This window comes from Sinomicrobium halophytocola (assembly GCF_052983395.1).
Genome location: NZ_JBRKIT010000042.1, coordinates 279797 through 303302 on the forward strand (window position 1 = coordinate 279797; position 23506 = coordinate 303302).

Annotated in this window: 16 protein-coding genes and 1 tRNA gene; 10 read left to right on the forward strand and 7 right to left on the reverse strand. The window is 42.8% G+C overall.

Features of this window, described 5'->3' with window-relative positions:
- Nucleotides 1-99 precede the first annotated feature (99 nt).
- The 9 genes from ACVBDY_RS19560 to ACVBDY_RS19600 all read left to right on the forward strand — a co-directional run bounded on the left by ACVBDY_RS19560 (nt 100) and on the right by ACVBDY_RS19600 (nt 15465).
- Nucleotides 100-804 (forward strand): gluconate 2-dehydrogenase subunit 3 family protein, encoded by a 705-nt coding sequence (locus tag ACVBDY_RS19560; RefSeq protein WP_447177152.1) that lies wholly within the window; start codon nt 100-102, stop codon nt 802-804.
- A gap of 476 nt (nt 805-1280) precedes the next feature.
- Nucleotides 1281-4349 carry a SusC/RagA family TonB-linked outer membrane protein gene (locus tag ACVBDY_RS19565; RefSeq protein ID WP_447177153.1) on the forward strand — a complete coding sequence of 1023 codons (3069 nt, stop codon included), beginning with the start codon at nt 1281-1283 and terminating at the stop codon, nt 4347-4349.
- Between the two features lie 17 nt (nt 4350-4366).
- Nucleotides 4367-5887 (forward strand): RagB/SusD family nutrient uptake outer membrane protein, encoded by a 1521-nt coding sequence (locus ACVBDY_RS19570; RefSeq protein WP_447177154.1) that lies wholly within the window; start codon nt 4367-4369, stop codon nt 5885-5887.
- A gap of 111 nt (nt 5888-5998) precedes the next feature.
- Nucleotides 5999-8299: a GH92 family glycosyl hydrolase gene (locus ACVBDY_RS19575; protein WP_447177155.1), complete on the forward strand. Its 2301-nt coding sequence runs from the start codon at nt 5999-6001 to the stop codon at nt 8297-8299.
- Between the two features lie 9 nt (nt 8300-8308).
- Complete coding sequence (locus tag ACVBDY_RS19580) at nt 8309-10702, forward strand: GH92 family glycosyl hydrolase (protein WP_447177156.1); 2394 nt, start codon at nt 8309-8311, stop codon at nt 10700-10702.
- Between the two features lie 194 nt (nt 10703-10896).
- Nucleotides 10897-12075, forward strand: coding sequence for an acyl-CoA dehydrogenase family protein (locus ACVBDY_RS19585; protein ID WP_447177157.1), 1179 nt, complete (start codon nt 10897-10899; stop codon nt 12073-12075).
- Nucleotides 12076-12129: 54 nt separating this feature from the next.
- Entirely contained in the window at nt 12130-12762 is a 633-nt protein-coding gene (locus ACVBDY_RS19590) for a Crp/Fnr family transcriptional regulator (RefSeq protein ID WP_447177158.1), read from the forward strand.
- Nucleotides 12763-13116: 354 nt separating this feature from the next.
- On the forward strand, nt 13117-13917 hold the full coding sequence (locus ACVBDY_RS19595; protein WP_447177250.1) for a sulfite exporter TauE/SafE family protein: 801 nt from the start codon (nt 13117-13119) through the stop codon (nt 13915-13917).
- A 159-nt stretch (nt 13918-14076) separates the two neighbouring features.
- The gene (locus ACVBDY_RS19600) at nt 14077-15465 is read left to right on the forward strand and encodes an MBL fold metallo-hydrolase (RefSeq protein ID WP_447177159.1); all 1389 of its coding nucleotides are present in this window, start codon (nt 14077-14079) and stop codon (nt 15463-15465) included.
- A 111-nt stretch (nt 15466-15576) separates the two neighbouring features.
- Here the strand turns inward: ACVBDY_RS19600 and ACVBDY_RS19605 are convergent, their stop codons facing one another.
- Nucleotides 15577-15819: a helix-turn-helix domain-containing protein gene (locus tag ACVBDY_RS19605; RefSeq protein ID WP_447177160.1), complete on the reverse strand. Its 243-nt coding sequence runs from the start codon at nt 15817-15819 to the stop codon at nt 15577-15579.
- 381 nt (nt 15820-16200) lie between these two features.
- A complete protein-coding gene (locus ACVBDY_RS19610) occupies nt 16201-17064 on the reverse strand; it encodes a diacylglycerol/lipid kinase family protein (protein ID WP_447177161.1) in 864 nt (287 codons plus the stop codon).
- Nucleotides 17065-17136: 72 nt separating this feature from the next.
- Here ACVBDY_RS19610 and ACVBDY_RS19615 point away from each other — a divergent pair, with 72 nt between their 5' ends.
- Complete coding sequence (locus ACVBDY_RS19615; protein WP_447177162.1) at nt 17137-18102, forward strand: App1 family protein phosphatidate phosphatase; 966 nt, start codon at nt 17137-17139, stop codon at nt 18100-18102.
- Between the two features lie 407 nt (nt 18103-18509).
- On the opposite strand, the gene ACVBDY_RS19620 is transcribed toward ACVBDY_RS19615, so the two are convergent.
- The 5 genes from ACVBDY_RS19620 to ACVBDY_RS19640 all read right to left on the reverse strand — a co-directional run bounded on the left by ACVBDY_RS19620 (nt 18510) and on the right by ACVBDY_RS19640 (nt 23504).
- Complete coding sequence (locus tag ACVBDY_RS19620) at nt 18510-19790, reverse strand: hypothetical protein (RefSeq protein WP_447177163.1); 1281 nt, start codon at nt 19788-19790, stop codon at nt 18510-18512.
- 302 nt (nt 19791-20092) lie between these two features.
- Nucleotides 20093-20174 (reverse strand) — tRNA-Leu (locus ACVBDY_RS19625).
- Between the two features lie 47 nt (nt 20175-20221).
- Complete coding sequence (bioB, locus tag ACVBDY_RS19630; RefSeq protein ID WP_447177164.1) at nt 20222-21307, reverse strand: biotin synthase BioB; 1086 nt, start codon at nt 21305-21307, stop codon at nt 20222-20224.
- Nucleotides 21308-21425: 118 nt separating this feature from the next.
- Nucleotides 21426-22460 carry an NADP(H)-dependent aldo-keto reductase gene (locus ACVBDY_RS19635; RefSeq protein WP_447177165.1) on the reverse strand — a complete coding sequence of 345 codons (1035 nt, stop codon included), beginning with the start codon at nt 22458-22460 and terminating at the stop codon, nt 21426-21428.
- 84 nt (nt 22461-22544) lie between these two features.
- Nucleotides 22545-23504, reverse strand: a complete 960-nt coding sequence (locus ACVBDY_RS19640) for an OmpA family protein (protein WP_447177166.1) — start codon at nt 23502-23504, stop codon at nt 22545-22547.
- Nucleotides 23505-23506 lie beyond the last annotated feature (2 nt).

Sequence of the window (23506 nt, forward strand, 5' to 3'; positions counted from 1 at the left end):
AGTTGATGAGTTGATGAGAAAGATGGAAGACAACAAGTTACGCTAAAAACCAAAAAATCATTCAAAACGAATCAACTTCCAAACTAAAAAAACTAACAAATGGACAGAAGAGCAACAATTAAAACACTGGTAATAGGAGGGGTAGCTTCCGGGTTAATGCTTCATGGCTGTGTGCCCGCAGAAGAAAAGAAGGAAGAAGCCGCCCCACAGCCTACGGACAATGGTGAAGGCTACGGACGTACCCCGGAAGAAGCTGCACGGGATACGGAGCTGAATGGTAAGATCTTTTTTACCGAACACGAAATGGCCACAATCGCCATACTGGCGGATATTATTATTCCGGCCGATGATACTTCAGGCTCTGCAACGGAAGCCGGTGTCCCGGAATTCATAGAGTTTATTGTTAAGGATATTCCGGAACACCAGGTGCCTTTACGAGGGGGGCTGATGTGGCTGGATCGTGAAAGTGGTCTTAGATATAACAAGCAGTTTATTTCCTGTTCGGCAGAAGAAAGAGAAAGTATTGTAAAGGATATAGCCTACCCGGAAGAAGTGACCCCGGAATTCAAACAGGGTGCGGTATTCTTTTCCAGGATTAGGAACCTGGTTGCCACCGGGTTTTATACCAGTCAGATAGGTATAAAGGACCTGGGATATGTGGGAAATACCCCCAACGTTTGGGATGGAGTTCCGCAGGATGTCCTGGACAAACATAAAATGGCTTACGATGAGAAGATGTTGCAAAAGAGTATTAAGCCCGAAGAAAGGGGGGAAATAATGGATTGGGAGAATTACGAAGTGTAAATACCAGAAGAACTCCGTGTCCTTTTTAACTAAATTTTTTCATGTTTTAGATTGTTGTGTGAAAGTCCGTCGCGGGTGAAAACCTGCGACGGCTTTTCTTTACTATCCGTTATAGATGGAACGTGAGTGCCATATGGTTTTACCTACAATAAGATTGAGTTATTCTGTTAAAGTAGTTGGTTTTACTGAGGCTTAGGTAAATATATAAAAGTGAAAACCATTATTTTGAGATTTAATCTTTACAAACCTCTTAAATAAATAAGTCTTTTTTTGCGAGATAGATTTTTTTTCGCAAATTAGCACCCTGCTAATAAAGTGTTAATTTTTTGCTCTGGCACCCCATATCATAAAATGATATTTAAAAAGGTGCTAAATTTTTTACTGAAATGCTAAAACGTTTTAGCGTTTTTAATAAAAAGGTGTTTTTAACAATAGTTTGTAACCAAAAAACTTAATTCTAAACTAAATCAGCATTTATGAAGACAATTTTAATGAAAAAGCTTGTACTCTTCACAGCATTGTTTTGTGCTGTAGGAGCAGTGCAGGCCCAGATTACGGTTTCCGGAACCGTATCCGATGCCATGGGTCCCCTACCCGGGGCTAACATTTTGGTAAAGGGTACGACTAACGGGACCCAAACCGACTTTGACGGGAACTATACGCTGAGTGATGTTCCTGAAGATGCCGTATTAGTGTTCAGCTATATCGGTTATAAAAACAACGAAGTTTCCGTAGATGGGAAAACTTCTATAAACGTAACGCTCCAGGAAGATACCCAGGCTCTTGATGAAGTGGTAGTTGTCGGATACGGAACGCAGAGAAGATCGGATGTTACAGGATCCGTATCCACCGTAAGTAGCAAATCCTTACAGGAAGCGCCGGTAACGAACCCGGAACAGGCCCTGGCAGGTAGGGCAGCCGGTGTAAACGTATCCACTAACTCTGGTCGTCCCGGTGGTAACACTAATGTAAGGATACGTGGTAATAACTCTATTAACGCCAGTAACAGTCCGCTTTACGTTGTAGACGGAGTAATAGGTGCCGGTCCGATCAATTATTTAAACCCTAATGATATTGAGTCTATGGAAGTCTTGAAAGATGCTTCCGCTACTGCTATCTACGGTGCCAGGGGTGCAAATGGTGTTATTATCATCACTACGAAAAGAGGAAATAAAGATGGTGGGCGTGTAAGTTATGATACTTTCTTAAGTATTGGAGAACTTTCCAACAGACTTGATGTGCTTAATGCCGAAGAGTTTTTACAGGTGGAAATGAATTCATACAACAATGCACAGAAGTACGACCCTACAGGTTGGGCAGAAGGTAAATATACCAATCCGATGGATTACCGGACTGACCGAAATCTTTTTGATGCTAATGGAAACCCACTGTACGATACCGATTGGCAGAAAGAAGCTATGCGCACAGCAGTTACTCAAAACCATAACCTTTCCTTTACCGGAGGGAATGAAGATACTTCGTATGGTGTATTCCTGAACTATGCGGACCAGGAAGGTATTGTTAAAGAATCTTACCTCAAGCGTTATTCGGGAAGATTTGTATTGGACAGCCAGGTAAAAGAATGGCTTAAAATAAGTGGAGGTATGACATTCAACCATATCGAAGAAAACAGGGTAGACGGTTCCGTAGGAGGACTAACCCCGTTAAGGATGGTTGTAGAAACTCTTCCTATCATTCCAGTACAATATGAAAACGGAACCTGGGGCAGTAATGCCGATTATCCGAATATGGAAGGTGGCGAAAACCCGGTTAACCTGTTAAAAAACAGAAAGAATATCCACAAAACACAAAGTCTTTTGGGGGATATTAGTGCTACTATGAATCTGGCGGAAGGACTGGAGCTCAAAACCAGCTTAGGGGTAAACATCCAGAACATCCAGGAGAACTGGTATTCAGGTAAAGACCTTCGCCAGTTAAGTGCAGATTATGATGGAGAGGCTTGGGCACAAAACACCAGGACCAACTACTGGCAGTTTGAAAACTACCTGACCTATACCAAAGAATTCAATGAGGACCACAGACTTACTGCTCTTGCCGGTTTGGGATGGCAACAATGGGATTTCTTTAGAAGTCGTGGTGGTTCCAGAGGATTTACTGATGATTTTTACGAGTGGAACAATCTGGAAGTCGGAGCAAACCCGATAACTCCAACATCCAATACGGAAAAGTGGGCAATGAACTCCTACTTTGCAAGAGTCAACTATTCCTTGATGAACAAATACCTATTTACGGTAACCGGTCGTCTCGATGGTTCTTCCAAATTTGGTCAGGATCAGAAAAGGGCTTTCTTCCCCTCAGCGGCTTTTGCCTGGAAAATATCCGAGGAAGATTTTTTGAAAGACAGTCACGGATTATCTAACTTAAAATTCCGTACGAGTTACGGGGAAACCGGAAACTCTGAGATCGGAGTATATCAGTCCCTGGCAAGTATGTCTTCAAACACGGCTATTCTTGGAGGAGAAAGAGCGTCTGGTGTAGGTATAGGAACACTTACCAATCCGGATCTGAAATGGGAAAAAACAGCGCAGTTCGATGCGGGTCTGGAATTCGGTTTCTTTGATAACCGTATTAAACTGGAAACAGACTTTTACTACAAGAAAACTACGGACATGCTATTGGATGCCCCGGTGCCGACTTCCAGTGGTTATTCCAGCATCTATACCAATATCGGTAGCATGGAAAACAAAGGTTTTGAAATAACCTTGAATACGGTAAATATTCAAACCGAAGATTTTGAGTGGACTACCGCTTTCAATATCTCCATAAACAAAAATGAGATACTTGCTTTGGGAGCAGCTGATGATGACATATTTCCCGGACCGTGGTTCTTATCCAATACTAATGTTCTGAGAGTAGGAGAATCGGTAGGTTCTTTCTATGGTTTGAAAAGAGAGGGGACCTGGGGCGCCAATGAGGCTGCAGAAGCATCAAGGTACGATAAGCTGCCGGGAGATATTAAACATACGGATATAAACGGAGACGGACAGATTAACGATTCGGACCGCGTTATTTTAGGGAACGGCTATGCAGATGGTTTCGGAGCACTTTACAATACGTTCCGTTATAAGAATTTCGACCTTACCCTGGATCTTCAATTTATGTACGGTAATGACATTCTTAACTTGTCCAAACACTCGGGAGAAGACCGGACAGGACAGGCGAACAGTTATGCCACTGTACTTAACGGATGGACTCCGGACAATCAGAACACTATGATCGCGGAGAACCGCCCTGCTAATTCTACCTATACTTCTACGGTAGACAGCAGAATGGTGGAAGACGGATCTTTTATCCGGGGAAGAAACCTGATCGTGGGTTATAATTTTCCTTCCGATGTATTGGATAAATTTAAGCTCGGACGTTTAAGGGTATATGCTTCTTTACAGAATTTCTTCCTGATCACCGATTACAGTGGTTATGATCCGGAAGTTACTACGTACGGGGATTCCTTCGCACAAGGAATTACATTCTTCGATTATCCGAAGCCACGTACATATACCGTCGGATTGAATGTAAGTTTTTAATCTTAAAATCAGAAGCAATGAAATTTATAAATAAAAGTACATACATAGCAGCTTTCAGTAGTGCAGTTTTACTATTGGGAAGTTCGTGCTCGGATTTCCTTGAAGAAGAGAACGAATCCGATTATACAGAGGAAAACTATTTCCAGACACCGGAACATGCCGAAGCAGCCATAAATACCCTGTATTCCGAATTACGGTTTGTGTCTGACGGGGCGGGGACATACGGAGAAAGTCCGTTTATGATGCTCGAGTTTCCAACAGGCCTGTTGAATACAGAAGTTGGGCAAAGCCAGTCTAACAGGGACCTTCGCAACCTTACTACCAATGCAGAAAACAATTATCTGATCTATTGGTGGGAAAGATCTTTTAAATCCGTAGCCAATGCAAACCTTGCCATTGCAAGAATTCCTGAAATTGAAATGGATGAAGGAGATAAACAAAGATTGATAGGACAGGCAAAATTCATGCGGGCATTCAATTATTTCAACCTGGTGCGGATATTCGGTGACGTGCCTTTGATTCTCGAACCCGTACTGGATTCTAATTCCGAATTACTTTATCCGGAAAGAACCGCTCAGGAAGAAGTGTATGACGCTATTGTAAAAGATCTCGTTGAGGCTGAGGACTCCGGACTTCCTAAGATGGATAATACTGGCCGGATAGGTCTCGGAGCGGTTAAAACATTACTTTCCAGTGTGTATCTGACGATGGCAGGATATCCTTTAGAGGCTGGAGATCAATATTATCAAATGGCAGCTGACAAAGCCGGAGAAGTCATTAATGATTTCGGGTATAATTTGTTTGATGAATATTCAAAGTTGCATGATAAAAGATATCAGAACAGCGAAGAATTTATCTTCCAGAACCAGTATCTTGCAGGAGCAAATATCACCAACGGGCTTACAGCGTGGTTACTCCCCAGGCAAAGAGGTATTTCTGCTTTCTCAGATGAATTTGGTGTGATGTATCCTATCGAGGCTTTTATCAATTCACATGAGCCGGGAGATAAACGTACCGAAGAACAGGAGTTTTATTTTACCGAGTATAAGTCTTACAGTGATACAACGAAAATTGTAGACTTCGGGGCAAGTTATATCTTTAAATATTTTAATGAAGAAGCTGCTTTAAGTACGGCCCAGAACGACCTGAACTTTACATTCTTCCGTTATGCGGAAGTACTGCTTACCTATGCCGAAGCAGGTTTGAAAGCTTACGGTCCTACCCAGGAAGTACTGGATGCTGTAAACCAGGTCCGTGACAGGGCAAACCTGCCTTTCTTTGACGCTTCCGTAACTCAGGAAGATATCTGGATAGAGCGTTTCCACGAACTGTCTTTCGAGAATAAAACCTGGTTCGATATGGTAAGAAGGAGAAAAGTGCTTAACCTTGAAACCGGGGAATGGGAAAACTTTGTAGGACACCAGTTCTCCTACGGAGGAGAAAGTCGCCCAACACTTACAGAGAAATATCTGTTATTCCCCGTACCACAGAGGGAGATCAGTAACAACACCAAACTGACCCAGAATCCGGGGTGGTAAATAGACTAAAAAAAGCTGCCGTTTTCAGGCAGCTTTTTTTATTTTTCCTTCAGCGGGATGCTTGTATAAGTTCGATTATACCTGTATTTTTAATAAATTTTAAAACCTCCTATGAAAAAGAGATCGTTAACAACAGTTCTTTTCGCCATTATTGCCCTGTTCCAGATGTCACAGGCGCAAACCGTGATGGTGGAAAAAGTGGATAATCCCGTAGATTGGGCGAGCCCTCTTATGGGTACCGATTCTAAGTACAGCCTGTCTAACGGTAATGTATATCCTGCCATAGCCCTTCCGTGGGGAATGAATTTCTGGACCCCTCAAACCGGAAAAATGGGAGATGGCTGGGCCTATATGTACACTGCCGACAAAATAAGAGGCTTCAAGCAAACACATCAGCCTTCTCCCTGGATGAACGATTACGGTCAGTTCGCTATTATGCCGGTGACCGGAGAGCTCCGTTTCAACGAAGACGACCGTGCAAGCTGGTATTCCCATAAAGCAGAAACCGTAACACCATACTACTACAGCGTATACCTGGCCGACCACAATGTTACTACGGAATTGGCGCCTACCGAAAGAGCGGCACGTTTTCGTTTTACGTTCCCCGAAACAGACAGTTCTTATGTGGTTATCGATGCCCTGGATAAAGGGTCTTATGTAAAAATAATACCGGGTGAAAATAAAGTTATAGGGTATACGACCAAAAACAGTGGTGGCGTGCCGGAAAACTTTAAAAATTACTTCGTTATCGAATTTGATAAAGCCTTTGAGGTAACTTCTACGTTTAACGGGGATAAACTCGGAGATGCTCTTGAAATGGAAGCAGATCATACCGGGGCCGTTATCGGGTTTAAAACCAAAAAAGGAGAAAAAGTAAATGCCAGGGTAGCTTCTTCCTTCATAAGTTTCGAACAGGCGGAACGCAACCTCAAAGAAATCGGAAACGACGATTTTGATACCGTAAAGAAAAAAGGAAGGGATATCTGGAACAAAGAACTCGGCCGTATAAAAGCAGAAGGAGGCACCGTAGAACAAATGCGTACCTTCTATTCCTGCCTTTACCGTTCCCTGTTGTTCCCGAGAAAATTTTTCGAATACGATGAAAACGGGGACGTAGTACACTACAGTCCGTACAACGGAAAAGTACTACCTGGTTATATGTTTACGGATACAGGTTTCTGGGATACGTTCCGATCCTTATTTCCTTTCCTGAACCTTATGTACCCGGAACTGAACGCTCAGATGCAGGAAGGACTGGCCAATGCCTATAAAGAAAGCGGATGGTTACCTGAATGGGCCAGCCCGGGACTTCGGAATGTAATGGTAGGGAACAACTCTGCTTCCGTAGTATCCGATGCTTACCTGAAAATAGACGGAAAATACAAATACGATATAGAAACCTTGTATGAAGCATTGATACACGGGGCTAATAATGCAGGTCCGCTCACAGCCGTAGGTCGGGCCGGGGTAGAATATTACAACAAGCTCGGATACGTGCCTTATGATGTGGGGATCAATGAAAATGCCGCCCGGACGCTGGAATATGCCTATGATGACTTTACCATATATCAGCTCGGAAAAGCCCTTGGCAAACCGAAAAAGGAAATAGAACTTTATAAAAAGCGAAGCCTCAATTACAAAAATCTCTTCGATCCCGAAACCAAGCTGATGCGGGGAAAAAACGAAGATGGTAAATTCATGAAGCCCTTCAGTCCATTTAAATGGGGTGATGCCTTTACCGAAGGGAATAGCTGGCACTATACCTGGTCCGTGTTCCACGATGTACAGGGACTTATAGATTTGATGGGCGGTAAAGAAGAATTCGCAGGGCAACTCGATAAAGTATTTTCTCTTCCTCCTGTTTTTGACGAAAGTTACTACGGTGGTGTCATCCACGAAATCCGGGAAATGCAGGTGGCCAACATGGGACAGTATGCACATGGCAACCAGCCCATACAACATATGACATACCTTTATAACTATGCCGGCGAACCCTGGAAAGCTCAGTACTGGGTGAGAGAAACGATGAACAGGATGTACAGACCTACCCCCGATGGTTACTGCGGGGATGAAGATAACGGGCAAACATCCGCCTGGTATGTGTTCTCCGCTATGGGATTCTATCCCGTTTGTCCTGCCACCGACGAGTATGTAATGGGAACACCCTTATTTAAAAAAGTAACCCTGGAATTGCAGAATGGTAAAGAAGTGATCATCAATGCCCCTCAGAACAACGATGCTAACCGGTATATACAAAAGATGAGTGTTGACGGTAAAGAATATACCAAAAACTGGTTGAGCCATAAAGCACTTATGAAAGGTGCCGTTATCGATATGGAAATGTCGGATACACCGAATAAGAACAGGGGAGTAAAGAAAGCGGATTTTCCTTATTCCCTTTCCAACCAATAATCCGAATCTATGTCGCAAAACATTAAAAGTAAAAATATGTCTCCGTTTCGTCTTTTCTATCCGAAGGGATGGGCGGGACTTTTCGCTGTGGTTTCTTTGTTGTCTGCCAGCTGTGCGGATAAACAGGAAACAAGGACAGTAAAAAAAGAAAAGAACTTCCCTACTGCAGATCTTGCCCGTTACGTGGACCCCATGATAGGCACGGCCAAAATGGGGCATACCTATCCAGGGGCAACCGTGCCTTTTGGAAGCGTACAATTAAGTCCGGATACCGATACGATTCCCTATGCCGTGGATGGCAGGTATAACCCGGACGTATATAAATATTGTGCAGGATACCAGTATGACGACAAAACAATCGTAGGCTTCAGTCATACGCATTTCAGCGGTACCGGGCATTCCGACCTGGGTGATTTCCTGATTATGCCGACGACAGGAAAATTGCAACTGAATCCCGGAACAGCGGATAAACCCGAAAACGGCTACCGTTCCGCTTTTTCTCACAATACGGAAACGGCCGAACCGGCGTATTACAGCGTTCAACTGGAAGATTATGATATAAAAGCCGAACTCACCGCGAGCAGCAGGGTGGGAATGCACCAGTATACCTTCCCCGAATCGGACGAAGCACATATTGTTCTCGACCTGATGGCGGGAATCTATAATTATGATGAGAAGAATGTATGGACTTTCGTCCGGGTGGAAAACGATACCCTGGTCACCGGTTTCAGGCAGACCAATGGATGGGCGCGCACCCGCAAAGTGTATTTTGCCATGTCGTTCAGTAAACCGTTCGTCAAATACGGACAGGCCAATTATGACGATAACGTATACAAAGGCTTCTGGAGAAAATTCAACCAGGAGGAGAATTTCCCCGAAATGGCCGGGGAAAAGCTGAGAACGTATTTCGACTTTAAAACGGAGAAAGACGAAAAGATAAAAATAAAGTTTGCTATTTCCCCGGTAAGTACCGAGGGTGCAGTAGCCAATATGAAAGCCGAAATCCCGCACTGGAACTTTGAACAGGTGAAAAAGGAAGGCCGGGAATTGTGGAACAAGGAACTGAACAAGGCTGTCGTAGAAACTACTTTCGAAGAAGATATGGTCAATTTTTATACTGCCATGTACCATGCTTTCCTCGGACCAACGGAATACATGGATGTAGACGGAAAATACCGTGGTCTGGATATGAACATTCACCAGGCGAAGGATTTTACCAATTATACCAGCTTTTCTCTGTGGGATACCTACCGGGCACTGCACCCGTTATTCAACCTGATGCAGACCGAAAGGAATGCGGATATGGTGCAATCTATGCTCGCTCACTATGATCAGAGCGTACATCCTATGCTGCCCGTTTGGTCGCACTACGCCAATGAAAACTGGTGTATGATAGGTTACCATAGCGTTTCGGTTATTGCCGATGCCATTGTAAAGGGGAATGCGGATTTTGATGTGGAACACGCTTTGGAAGCCTGTGTGCAAACTGCACGTACCAGGTATTATGACGGATTGCAATACTATTTGGATATGGGGTATGTACCGGAAGACAAAAATGGTGCTTCCGTATCCAAAACCCTGGAATACGCTTATGATGACTGGGCTATAGCACAGGCGGCAAAGAAGCTGGGTAAAGAGGATATTTACCAGGAATTCATCAAGAGATCGGAGAATTACAGGAATGTCTATGACAAGGCATCCGGCTTTATGCGTCCGAAATTAAGTGACGGTAGTTTCAAAAAAGAGTTCGATCCGCTGGATACTCACGGACAGGGATTCATAGAAGGGAACTCCTGGAATTATAGCCTATACGTGCCACACGATCCCGTCACTATGATAGACATGATGGGAGGAAAAGAACGCTTCTCGGAGCGACTGGATTCCCTCTTTACGATGGAACTCCCCGATAAATATTTCGAAAAGACCGAAGATATTTCCAGGGAAGGGATCATCGGTAACTATGTGCATGGCAATGAGCCCTCACATCATGTGGTATACCTGTATAACTGGACGGATACGCCGTGGAAATCACAGGATAAAATACGGATGATTTTGAAAGCAATGTACCAGACCGGTGAAGACGGTCTCGGTGGAAATGACGATTTCGGACAGATGAGCGCCTGGTATATATTCAGTACTTTAGGATTTTATCCGGTGGCGCCGGGCTCCGAAGATTACGCACTGGGCAGCCCCTCCGTAAAACATGCCAATATTCATATGGAAAATGGAAATACACTGGAAATCGTAGCAGAGAACCAGTCAGAAAAAAATGTGTTTGTGGAAAAAGTGGAATTCAACGGGGATACACTAAAGAAACCTTTCGTTAAACACAGCGATATCCTCAAAGGAGGAAGATTGATCTTTTATATGACGGATAGCCCCAATAAAGAGTTGTATAAATAAGCTTCTTCACCTTTTTATGATCTGAAATAAACACCTCCGTTCCATCAGGAATCTGGAGGTGTTTTTGTTTGTATCCCTACAAAATCTATAGTGTATGGAGTATCGGAGACATGTTGTTTGATAAATATAACAAATAAACCTTGTGATGTTATATTTCATTGGATATATTTGAAGGGTAATTTAATCCTTAATACATGAGACCAGACCTCTTTGAAGCCCCGGACTATTACCAGTTGGATGATCTTTTGTCGGAAGAACAAAAACTGGTACGTTCCGCTTCCCGCGATTGGGTGAAGCGGGAGATATCGCCTGTTATAGAAGAGTATGCACAGCGTGCGGAATTTCCGAAGCAACTTATCGGCGGTTTGGCCGAAATAGGCGCTTTCGGACCCTATATTCCCGAGGAATACGGAGGTGCGGGGCTTGACCAGATCAGTTACGGGCTTATCATGCAGGAGATAGAAAGAGGAGACAGTGGCATTCGGTCTACAGCTTCAGTACAGTCTTCTCTGGTGATGTACCCCATATGGAAATACGGTAGTGAAGAACAGCGTAAAAAATACCTGCCTAAGCTTGCATCCGGAGAATTTATGGGCTGTTTCGGGCTTACGGAGCCCGATTTCGGTTCCAACCCGGGAGGTATGGTTACCAACTTTAAGGATAAAGGAGATCATCTGCTGCTCAATGGGGCCAAACTATGGATATCCAACGCACCTTTCGCGGATATTGCTATAGTCTGGGCAAAAGATGAAGGCGGAAGGATACATGGTCTTATTGTGGAGCGCGGCATGGGAGGATTTACGACACCGGAAACACATAGCAAGTGGTCACTTCGGGCTTCGGCAACCGGGGAACTTATATTTGACAATGTAAAAATACCCAAAGAAAACCTTCTGCCGGGAAAAAGCGGGCTTGGAGCCCCCTTAGGTTGCCTGGATTCTGCCCGCTACGGCATTGCCTGGGGAGCAATTGGAGCGGCGATGGACTGCTACGATACGGCCCTTCGTTATGCCAAAGAAAGAGTTCAGTTTGACAAACCTATTGCAGCTACCCAGCTTCAACAGAAAAAACTGGCGGAAATGATTACGGAGATCACCAAGGCACAATTATTGGCATGGCGACTCGGAGTATTGCGAAACGAAGGCAAAGCCACTACGGCGCAAATATCTATGGCAAAGCGTAACAACGTGGAAATGGCTGTAAAAATAGCCCGTGAAGCAAGACAGGTACTCGGAGGTATGGGAATTACGGGAGAATACAGTATAATGCGTCATATGATGAACCTCGAAAGTGTGATCACTTACGAAGGGACGCATGATATACATCTGTTAATCACCGGTGCCGATATCACAGGCTTCAATGCTTTTAAATAAAATCGGCATCATTACAGCTATAACTCAAAGCTGATTATTGTTTATCTTAGGTGGATGAAAGAAGCCTTGAAACAAAATTACGGTTACCTCTTCGAAGCCCCTCTCCTGGAGGAGATAAGTCGGGTAGGCCAGCTGAAAAAAGTACCCGAAGGTTTCCAGCTTATGGATATCGGGGAACCTATAAAAGGTATGCCACTTATCCTGGATGGAGCTATAAAAATTTTACGTGAGGACGAAAAGGGGAACGAACTGGTACTTTATTTTATAGAAAAGGGAGATACCTGTGCGATGACTCTTTCCTGTTGTGTGGGACTTGCAAAAAGCGAGATCAGGGCCGTAGCCGAAACCGATACGGTACTCATTATGATCCCGGTAGAAAAAATGGAAATCTGGATGTCGACTTATAAAAGCTGGCGCCAGTTCATCCTGCAGAGTTATCACGACAGGCTTATGGAAATGTTGGATACGATCGATTCCATTGCTTTCCTCAAAATGGATGAACGCCTGCTGCGCCATCTCAGAGACAAAGCTATGATAACCCATGATGATGTCATCCAGACCACCCATCAAGACATAGCGCAGGACCTGAATACCTCAAGAGTGGTGATATCCCGGTTACTGAAAAAACTTGAAAACCAGGGGAAAATACAGTTGTTCCGAAATAGTATTAAGGTTAAAGACTTATAATGGGTTGAGATAGTATAACCCGGGGCAACGCATCTTAAAAATTATGGAGTTTTGGAGGGACTCTTTTTATGATCACATTAAAAGCTAAAACCAGGAACAGGTTATCCAGAGTTGTTTCTCTCTTTAAACGGACAGCTAAACCGCTGTAGGACTTAAAGCCTGTAGTTTAGTTTCAGCCCTAAATCATCAACTCCGAACTCCATCCCGATATTATCGGGACTAAAAAACTGTTTTTAACTTTTCACCGAACCCGGAATTTTCTATATATAGTGTGTTTGCCCTACCATGTAACCTTTGTTACCGATTACCTCTTCCGGATATCTTACTTTTGTAGTAAATTATAAGTACAGCATTATGGATATTCTCCAGATATCTGGTTTCATAGGAGCTCTTCTCATAGGTATAATTCTCGGCCTTATCGGTGGAGGGGGGTCTATTTTAACGGTTCCTGTCCTCGTCTACCTTATGGGGGTCAGTCCGGCCACGGCTACGGGGTACTCTCTTTTTGTCGTTGGAGTATCTTCGCTCATCGGTGCGTTCATCAACATTCGGAAAAAACTGGTGCAGGTTAGAACAGCTTTTGTGTTTGCCTTCCCTGCTTTTGTAGTGGTTTATGTAATGCGAAGGTTTGTGATGCCTGCTATTCCACACAACCTTTTCTCTATTGGCGAAACAGAGGTTACCAAAGACCATGTTATTATGGTGTTTTTTGCTTTAATAATGCTTATTACCTCCATTTCCATGCTGCGCAACAAGAAAAAAAATATTATTACCAATGTATCCGATTATCACTATCATATTCTTTTTCTGGAAGGTATATTAGTGGGTGTTGTTGCCGGTTTTGTGGGGGCCGGGGGCGGATTTCTCATTATTCCCGCCCTGGTGCTTTTTGCCAAGCTGCCCATGAAAAAAGCGGTAGCCACTTCCTTGCTTATCATTTCTATTAATTCTATCGTGGGTTTTGCCGGAGATGTTGGGGTTATGCAAATAGACTGGAACCTGCTGCTCATTTTTACCGGAATAGCCATTGCAGGGATATTTGCCGGCAGTTACCTCTCCGGCAAAGCTGATGGAAAGAAGCTTAAAAAAGGATTTGGATGGTTTGTATTGGTCATGGCGATATATATTCTCATAGAAGAGGTTACACATTTATGAGATAACTGATAAAAATCATATAATACCCGGGGCAAGGATAGTAATTTGGCCTGGCTATTTGGAGAAAGAAAAAACAAGCTGTTAAATTTATATCATGAAACCTTTTCGCCTGCCGGCAGGGGTTTCATCTGATGGTAAAAAACAATAAAAAATAAACAGATGAAAGTAGAACAAATATATACCGGATGCCTTGCCCAGGGAGCTTACTACATAGAGAGCAATGGCGAGGTGGCAATTATAGACCCTTTGCGGGAGGTACACCCTTATATAGAAAAAGCGAAAAAGAACGGGGCGAAGATTAAGTACATTTTCGAAACCCATTTTCACGCCGATTTTGTAAGCGGACATGTTACCTTGTCCAGGGAAACAGGTGCTCCCATTGTTTATGGCCCTACCGCAAACCCGGATTTTGAATCTATTATAGCGGAAGACGGGCAGGAATTTTCTCTCGGGGAAATAACTATTTTGGTATTGCATACGCCGGGGCATACCATGGAAAGTACCACTTATCTCCTTAGAGACAAAGATGGAAAGGATTACGCTATTTTCAGTGGTGACACTCTCTTCCTGGGAGATGTGGGAAGGCCGGACCTGGCTCAAAAAGCCGCCCACATGACCCAGGAAGAACTGGCGGGGTTGCTCTATGACAGCCTGCGTGAAAAGATTATGCCTTTGGATGACCATGTTATCGTATATCCCGGCCACGGAGCAGGATCGGCTTGTGGTAAGAATATGATGAAAGAAACCGTAGATACTCTTGGCAATCAGAAAGAGGTAAACTATGCACTCCGGGAAGATATGACCCGGGAAGAGTTTATCAAAGAGGTTACCGATGGCCTGTTACCTCCGCCGCAATATTTTCCGCATAACGTACGGATGAACAAGGAAGGATATGCGGATATCGATGAGGTACTGAAGCGTGGTGCCAGCCCGTTGAATCCCTCGGAATTTGAGGCTTTGGCAAACAAAACAGGCGCTGTAGTACTGGATGTACGGCACCAGTCCGATTTTGAAAAAGGACACATTCCCCGATCTATCTTTATTGGTATAGACGGGAGTTTCGCTCCCTGGGTGGGAGCACTTATTATGGACACGGCTCAACCTATATTGCTGGTCACCCCCGAAGGAAGAGAAGAAGAGACCGTAACAAGGCTCTCGCGTGTTGGTTTTGACAATACCCTGGGATATCTGGACGGTGGTTTTGAAGCATGGAAAGAGGACGGTAGGGAATACGACACGGTGAATTCTGTTACTGCGGACGAATTAAAGGAAATGCAAAAGAAAGCGGAAGTACCCGTTTTTGATGTACGTAAAGAAACCGAGTATGAATCCGGCCACGTAAAAGGAGCGCATTTAGCATCCCTGGATTATCTTAATGATCATTTGACGGAATTCCCGGAAGGTGAGAAATTCTACATTCATTGCGCAGGGGGATACCGTTCCATGATCGCCGCTTCTATTCTGAAAAGCAGAGGAATCCACAATTTTGCAGATATATCAGGAGGATTCGGAGCCATCAGGGAAGCTGATGTAGATATTACTGTGTAAAAGATTACCAGTATTGGAATAATAAGGATTGAAAAGGCCGTTTCTGTCAGGAGCGGTCTTTTTTGTACTATGGATATAAAATACGGATAATTTAAGCAAAGAGGATGAAGTCTATTTACCCTGTTTGAATTTTTCAAATTCGGTTAGGAAGTCTACGGAGGTCATATTTAACGCAGGGGCCAGCACCTCGCTGCACCAGAATAACGTGGGGCTGACGATACCCCGCTCTATGGCAGAAACATTCTGGGAGTTGTTGCCTATGCGCGAAGCCAGGTCAGACTGCGTCCAGCCTATTTCCTCACGTTTAGACCGGATAAAGCCCCCCAGGAGATGATTAAAAGTTGGTTTATCCATAGATCAGAGAAAAGTCCAAAATTTTTAGCACCTCTTTCTAACGATATACAGTTAGTTTTTATGTTTTTTGTATATATTTGTATCCTGTAGAAATATAGTAATGGGTTACAACACACTTATATAAAGATTAGGTTGCTTGGAGAACATAGACTTTCGGATGCAAAACACGTTCTTATTATCTCAAATGGTCTAAACGGGATAGTTTTGTCTTAATAGTTTATGGAATTGCTTTTGCGTAAGGGTAGGGGTATCCTTATTACAAAAGCCGGCAATTAAAAGGCCGCCTGTAAAAGGGCGGCTTTTTTTGAGTGAAGAGAACAGGTCTTTTGATCTTATATAACCATAAATCCGTAATTGGATAAAGTTATTTTATAAGATTAATCATTCTGCAATGGCGATTTCCAGTTTTTGTGGAGCGATATAAGCATTTACTTCAGAAACAGCATGGCAATACTCTCCGTCAATCTGAAAATCAACCGGTTTTTCAGTCCTTACTTTGGCTTGTTTGACAGGAATGATTTCCACAAAATCACTGGAAAGGCTCTCTGCGTTTTGCAATGTTTTAAAAATTTCGATGACATCGAATTTTTTAAAAACAAGTATTTCAAAAATTCCATCATCAATTTTGCCATCGGGATTTACTACTGCACCGGTTCCGAATTTTTTACTGTTGGCAAAGGCCAGCATAATACCCGTATGGTTATAGGTTTTATCCTTAGTCTCAATCGTAAAATTATAGGGCCCCTCACTTTGGAACAAAGTGGGAATGGAGTTAAGAGCATAACCTAGTTTTCCACGAAAGAAGCTGTTCTGATATTCTTTTATAAGTTCAGCATTTAATCCCAAATCACTGATATGCAATCCTAATTCGTCATTTAAGCAGATGACATCTATTTTTCGGGTTTTGGACCCTAAGGCTACAGGTATGGCTTCCTCTGCGGAAAGTGGTAGTTCTAAATCATTGGCAAGGCCATTGGCAGAGCCTGCCGGAATTATCCCTATACTTAAAGGGCGATTGCCCGTAACAACTTCAGCCACGAGTTTGATAGTTCCATCTCCTCCCATAATCAATACTCTGTCATATGTTTTTTGAAAACATTGCCGGAGTTTTTCCGGATCATCTTTTCCGTTAGTCTTAAAAATATCTAAATGATTTTGGGTATTTAGATGATCTTTTATTTTTTTGATAAGAGGTTCTTTATCATTATCCCCGCTTACAGGGTTCACCACCAACAATAATCGCATGTTTTTTGTATCTGTTAAAGTGTTAAAAATATAAATTTTAATGAAGTGATAATGTTATATTGTACTTAATTTATGGAAGTTAAGCTTAAAATTTATCGAAGCTATGCCAATTCCAGGGAAATAGTAGTGATGGGGCATATATTCAAAAAGTATACTCCAGATATTTTTGATTTGGATAAGCGTTGGTATAAGCATGCCTGGGCAGTTATTCGAATGTTCAGTATAAAGACCATAACCAATGTAGAGGTTACTTTTCGTTTTAAAGATTTAGAAGTCAGGACCCGAACTTTAGACGACGGACATTTCGGGTTTACTGTTCCTTATGATGACGACCTGGAAAGTGGTTGGCATCATTTTATGATTGAAACCACAATTGATGGAATCACCAGAAAAAATGAAGGGGAGTTTGTAAAACCCTATGCAGGAGAGTATGGAGTAATTTCTGATATAGATGATACATTTCTTTTATCCCATTCCGGAAATATTTTCAAAAAATTATATGTGCTGCTTACCAAAAACATCAATAAAAGACATGTATTTGAAGAAGTAGTAGATCACTATCGTTTGTTAAATATACTCGGTCGGGAAGATAAAGATACCAATAATGCTTTTTTTTATGTGAGTAGTAGTGAATGGAACTTATATAATTTCATTATACGGTTTACGCAATTACATCAATTTCCTAAAGCGGTACTAATACTAAAGGATATAAAAACAGGGATTGCAGATTTTTTATTCACCGGGGGTGGTGACCATAATCATAAATTCTATAAGATAAAACATTTGGTAGAATTTTATCCCGAATTGAGATTTGTATTATTGGGTGATGATAGCCAACAGGACCCATTTATCTATGAAAATATATCCAAAATTTTCCCTGAACATATAAGTACTGTATATATCAGAAAGACAAAGCGTAATAAATCAAAAAAAAAGGTAGAAAAAGCGCTGGCTACTATGCAGAAAATGGGAATAAAAGTATGCTACTTTGCTTCCAGTAACGAAGCTATGCAACATACCCGAGAAAGGCTAGGATAAAATATTGACCAAAAAGTTTTAGACAGTCTGTTGAAGCAGTTCAAGACATTGCGATGATCATAGCCTCTAACACTACACATTCAAATGGTGCACTGATAATAATTGATAAAAAGGTATCTGAAGTTGATTTGGAAGGCCTGGAAACATGTTTATGAACTTTTTCAATCTACTTGAAGATAGCCCGTTCATCACTCTCAAAAATCAAAAAAACCCGTAAAACTAGTGTTTTACAGGGTTCTTATGTACCTTGAGTGGGGTGAGGACGAGCTCTATACCCTATGGGTTCCCTATAGGAGAGAAAAACCGTAATGTTCCAAGCAAAATCAATAAAACCCTCAGCATTCTTTTAGTTAGAATAGCATTCAACATAAAATTTTAAGTTTTGAATATTTAATAGGCATTATTGTTTAGTGCACTTTTAATACAGTTTCATATTCGGGAATTACCAGTGGATTTTTATTAGGGAACCCATTTTCAAAATATCCTAAAAGTTCTCCGTTATAGGGCGCATTTACACTCCACATGGCTGAATTTTTATCCAGTAATCGCAAAGGATCTCTAACATGGCTTTGTAAACGATAGGTGGCTATATCCACATCATATTTTTTAAAGGCTTTTATAAAATCAAAAAACCATTCATCCGGATACCAGTCCCTGGTCTTAAATCCATGTTCAAATTCGGTTGCAGAAATAGGAGTTCCCGATTGGGCTGCCACCATAGCGCTATTGAGCCACTGGAAAATTCTTGTGTTTTCAGGATATCCGTATTGGGAGGCAAACTCTTTCCCTAACAGATCATTGCTATGCTGATTAAATAAGCGAACGATCGAAAATTCAGTACAGATTAAACTTTTGGTAATTCCCATGTCTTCACGAATAAATTTAAGATCGTCTTCTATCTCCAAAATATCATCAACATGCATGTGGATATCTAAACCATCGATTTTGTTGTTGTTTTTAGCTATTTCCAAGACTTTATTCCCTATGGCATTTTGTCGCACTTCCGACACTCTGTTAAGGGCGCCTATATAGGTTTTAAAATCCCATTCATTTTTCTTTTTCCACGTACCGACACTGTCAATTAAAGAATTTAAAAAATATTCGTAATTAGCAACATCTTCCAAAGGTGTTTCCCACATGGGTTCATTACCCAGTACCAATACAGCTATTTCTCTTCCCAGGTTTTTGGCCAACAGGAATTCCTCAATGGCCTTCATCATTAAATCCATTCCTTTGGAGCCCGGCTCAGGAACCCCCATATTTCTATTTTTAAATTGTAGTTTTAAACTGAATATTAGCTTTACCTTTCTTCCGTTTTCGGTTGCTGTTTTTTTGGCATTTATAAAAGGGATTATCGGCTGGAAGTTAGTAATGGCTTGACTTCTAACACCCCATATTCCCCTTTCATCAGTATAATTAAGGAATAATCTATTGATGTTAACAAAGCCTCGCACCCATTTAACCCCGGCATTCTCCAGTAAGTCATTATCTATGTCTGCTATTTCTTCATTAAAATTTGCACCCAAACTCAAAAACTTCATGGAAGTATTCTGGTTACCTGCATACTCAATGGCATTGTTATGCAATGCTTTATCCGACATCAAAGGTTCTTTCTCTTTATCACAAGCTGTAAAAAACAGCAAAAAGATAAAGATACTAACAAACGAATATCTAATTCTGGTTCTCATATAATTGGTATTTAACTGGTTAATTATGAAACCAAAAATAATTCTGTATTAATTTGATAGTGTGTAGATTTGGTGAAAATATTAGTACAAATGTTTACTTCTTTGTACATTAATTGGAATTATCGCCTGTTTGTCATTTTTGTGCTTTCTTTATTCCTTTTCGAATAATTCTGTAAGCAGGTTTTTCTGAACCAGGAAAAACCAGTTGCGAGGATGAACTCTAATATTTAAAGGAAATTGCCCTATCCTTAGCCCTTAAAAACAAAAACCCTGTGAAATCAATACTTCACAGGGTTTTTCCGTACCTCGGGTGGGAATCGAACCCACACTCCCGAAAGAACCGGATTTTGAATCCGGCGCGTCTACCAATTCCGCCACCGAGGCTTGAAATCGGGGTGCAAATCTAATAATTTTTTATTTAGTTTTTATAATTATTTACTTTTTTGTTTAGCTATTTCATTACGGGGAATCATATGACCCGGTCTGCTCCATTTGGGTTTTTCTCCCAGGGGCTGGAACAGGGAATTTTCGGCTTCCACGGTCTGGGGCTGCTCTTTCTGTGTAAAGGGTTTTTGCGGATTGAGTCCCAATGCGCGGAACATCTGCATATCTTCGTGGACGTCCGGGTTGGGGGTGGTGAGCAGTTTATCCCCGGCAAAAATGGAATTGGCGCCGGCAAAGAAGCACATGGCCTGTCCTTCTCTGCTCATACTTGTTCTCCCGGCAGAAAGGCGAACCTGGGTTTCGGGCATTACAATACGGGTAGTGGCTACCATGCGTATCATTTCCCATATTTCCACCGGCTCCTGGTCTTCCATCGGGGTCCCGTCTACGGCTACAAGCGCGTTGATAGGTACGGATTCCGGTTGCGGATCGAGAGTGGAAAGGGCAACCAGCATTCCGGCCCGGTCTCCAGCACTTTCTCCCATTCCGATAATACCACCACTACAGACCGTAACATTGGTTTTACGTACATTTTCTATGGTCTGCAAACGGTCTTCGTATCCCCTTGTGGAAATGACTTCTTTATAATATTCTTCGGAAGTGTCCAGGTTGTGGTTATACGCATATAAACCGGCTTCGGCGAGTCTTTGCGCCTGGTTCTCGGTAATCATACCCAGTGTACAGCACACTTCCATTTCCAGTTTGTTTATGGTACGTACCATCTCCAGCACTTCATCGAATTCCGGTCCGTCTTTTACATTTCTCCATGCTGCGCCCATACATACCCTGGAGCTTCCGGCGGATTTTGCCCGGAGGGCCTGCGCTTTTACCTGCTGAACACTCATTAGGTCGTTGCCTTCTATATCAGTGTGATAACGTGCCGCCTGAGGACAATAGCCGCAATCTTCGGGGCATCCCCCTGTTTTTATGGATAGGAGCGTGGAAACCTGTACGGTATTCGGATCGTGATGTTTACGGTGCACCGTAGCAGCATCGTAAAGCAGTTCCATGAATGGTTTGTTGTATATCTCCAGTATTTCTTCTTTGGTCCAGTTGTGTCTTATTTCACTCATAGGTTCAAATTTGAAGTTGCGAATGTGCCTTTAGCCCTATCCGGGTTCAAAAATACTAAAAAAGGATTTGTCCCCGGGAAACCGTATGCTAAATTCCATATCGGCGATCCATCCCGGGTTAAGGAGCCGGATTAGGTATTTGTTTATGAATAGTGTTTATTTCCCGTATTACGGTCTCATCCAGTTGTAAATGAATGCTGTCTATATTTTCCCGGAGTTGCTCCATGGAGGTAGCCCCGATAATATTACTGGTAACAAAGGGTTGTTGATTTACAAAGGCCAGGGCCATTTGAGCTGGCGACAGATTGTTGTTCTTTGCCAGTTCGTAGTATCTGCGGGTCGCTTCTGTTGCTTGGGCGCCGCTGTAACGTTTAAAAGCGGGGAATAAGGTTATTCTTGCATTTCCCGGTTTTCCGGCCAGATATTTTCCGCTGAGTACCCCGAAAGCCAGGGGGGAATACGGTAACAGGCCGATATTCTTACGTATAGATATTTCCGCAAGGCCCACTTCGTAGAGACGGTTTAGCAGGGAATACGGATTTTGCACCGTTATTATTCCGGGCAGATTCTGCTTTTTGCTTTCCTCCAGGAATCGCATTACGCCGTAAGGTGTTTCGTTAGATACCCCGATGTGGCGCACTTTACCTTCTTTGATCAGTCCGTTAAGTGTTTCCAGGATTTCAGCGAAATTATCCTGCCATTGTTCGTTTTCGTCATGTGTATAATCTTTTTTACCAAAAAAATTGGTATTCCGTTCCGGCCAATGGAGTTGATAAAGGTCTATGTAATCGGTTTGGAGGCGCTGCAAACTTGCATTAAGGGCTTCGTGTATGGCATCTTTTTCAAAACCTGTCTGCCGGATATGCTGGTTGGAATATCCCGGTCCGGTTACTTTGGATGCCAGGATGATTTTGTCCCTGTTCCCGGTCTTTTTGAACCACGAGCCTATGATCTTTTCCGTAGCTCCCTGGGTTTCTTTCCGGGCAGGTACCGGGTAGAGTTCGGCAGTATCAAAGAAGTTAATTCCTTGTTCCAGGGCATAATCCATTTGTTCATGCCCCTCTGCTTCGGTATTTTGTTGTCCCCAGGTCATGGTGCCCAGGCATATTTTACTTACTTTAATATTGGTATTGGGAAGTGTAGTGTATTTCATAGCAATTTCTGATTTATAAAAATAAACCCGGAAAAGAGTGAGGATAAGGCTTTTCCGGGGGTATTTGATTCCTTACGAAAATGATTATATTTCGTTGAGCAACCTGGACACTTCATCCAGCTTGGGTGTGAGTATAACTTCTATTCTCCGGTTTTTTGCCTTTCCTTCCTGACTGGTATTGGGGGCAACCGGGGCATATTCGCTTCTTCCGGCAGCAGTGAGATTCTGCGGGTTGATATTCCCGTTTTCACGAAGTATCTGAACGATAGCTGTAGCTCTTTTTGTGGAAAGGTCCCAGTTGTCCCTGACCTGTCCGCTGCCCCGGTAAGGCACATTATCGGTATGCCCTTCGATGAGGACGGAAATATCGGGATTTTGGGCGAGTACTTTTCCGAGCTCAATTACGGCTCTCCGGCCTTCTGAGCCCACGGCCCAGCTTCCGCTTTCGAACAGCAGTTTGTTTTCCATAGAAACATATACTTTGCCGTCCCGTTGTTCTACCGTTAATCCGTTGCCTTCAAAATCGAGAAGGGCTCTGGAGACGGCATCTTTCAGTTTTTGCATAGCGGCGTCTTTGGAAGCGATAAGGCTTTCCAGTTCATCTACCCGTTTTGACCGGGTTTCCAGTTGTTTTTTCAATGCTTCCAGGCGGGCGCTTTCTTCAGCCAGGGCATTTTCTTTGGTTTCCAGTTCGGCCAGGAGTTCGCGGTTCTTTTTGGAGTTTTCTGCTATGGCTGTGCTGCTGTTTTTTTCGAGTGCGTCGTAGGATTCCTGTAAATTTTCGAGATTGTTTTTTGCTGCGGTATATTCCCGTTGCAACCTGTCCCGCTCCGCAACGGCGTCATCATATGCTTTTTGCAAAGTCGAAAGCTCATTTTCCAGGCGGTTCTTTGTGGTTTCTAGTTCCTGGTTTTTACCGGCCAGGGTGTCTCTTTCTTCTTTTAGGGTATGGTAACGGCTCTCCAGGTCTTTATACACTTTAGAAGATACGCAGGAAGACACCAGAGAAATACAAGCGATACCGAGAATTATATTTCGAAACATGA

Bases quoted from the DNA above. Each gene is read 5' to 3' on its own strand.
- ACVBDY_RS19560 (WP_447177152.1), top strand. From the start codon at position 100: ATGGACAGAAGAGCAACAATTAAAACACTGGTAATAGGAGGGGTAGCT.
- ACVBDY_RS19565 (WP_447177153.1), top strand. From the start codon at position 1,281: ATGAAGACAATTTTAATGAAAAAGCTTGTACTCTTCACAGCATTGTTT.
- ACVBDY_RS19570 (WP_447177154.1), top strand. From the start codon at position 4,367: ATGAAATTTATAAATAAAAGTACATACATAGCAGCTTTCAGTAGTGCA.
- ACVBDY_RS19575 (WP_447177155.1), top strand. From the start codon at position 5,999: ATGAAAAAGAGATCGTTAACAACAGTTCTTTTCGCCATTATTGCCCTG.
- ACVBDY_RS19580 (WP_447177156.1), top strand. From the start codon at position 8,309: ATGTCGCAAAACATTAAAAGTAAAAATATGTCTCCGTTTCGTCTTTTC.
- ACVBDY_RS19585 (WP_447177157.1), top strand. From the start codon at position 10,897: ATGAGACCAGACCTCTTTGAAGCCCCGGACTATTACCAGTTGGATGAT.
- ACVBDY_RS19590 (WP_447177158.1), top strand. From the start codon at position 12,130: ATGAAAGAAGCCTTGAAACAAAATTACGGTTACCTCTTCGAAGCCCCT.
- ACVBDY_RS19595 (WP_447177250.1), top strand. From the start codon at position 13,117: ATGGATATTCTCCAGATATCTGGTTTCATAGGAGCTCTTCTCATAGGT.
- ACVBDY_RS19600 (WP_447177159.1), top strand. From the start codon at position 14,077: ATGAAAGTAGAACAAATATATACCGGATGCCTTGCCCAGGGAGCTTAC.
- ACVBDY_RS19605 (WP_447177160.1), bottom strand. From the start codon at position 15,819: ATGGATAAACCAACTTTTAATCATCTCCTGGGGGGCTTTATCCGGTCT.
- ACVBDY_RS19610 (WP_447177161.1), bottom strand. From the start codon at position 17,064: ATGCGATTATTGTTGGTGGTGAACCCTGTAAGCGGGGATAATGATAAA.
- ACVBDY_RS19615 (WP_447177162.1), top strand. From the start codon at position 17,137: ATGGAAGTTAAGCTTAAAATTTATCGAAGCTATGCCAATTCCAGGGAA.
- ACVBDY_RS19620 (WP_447177163.1), bottom strand. From the start codon at position 19,790: ATGAGAACCAGAATTAGATATTCGTTTGTTAGTATCTTTATCTTTTTG.
- bioB (WP_447177164.1), bottom strand. From the start codon at position 21,307: ATGAGTGAAATAAGACACAACTGGACCAAAGAAGAAATACTGGAGATA.
- ACVBDY_RS19635 (WP_447177165.1), bottom strand. From the start codon at position 22,460: ATGAAATACACTACACTTCCCAATACCAATATTAAAGTAAGTAAAATA.
- ACVBDY_RS19640 (WP_447177166.1), bottom strand. From the start codon at position 23,504: ATGTTTCGAAATATAATTCTCGGTATCGCTTGTATTTCTCTGGTGTCT.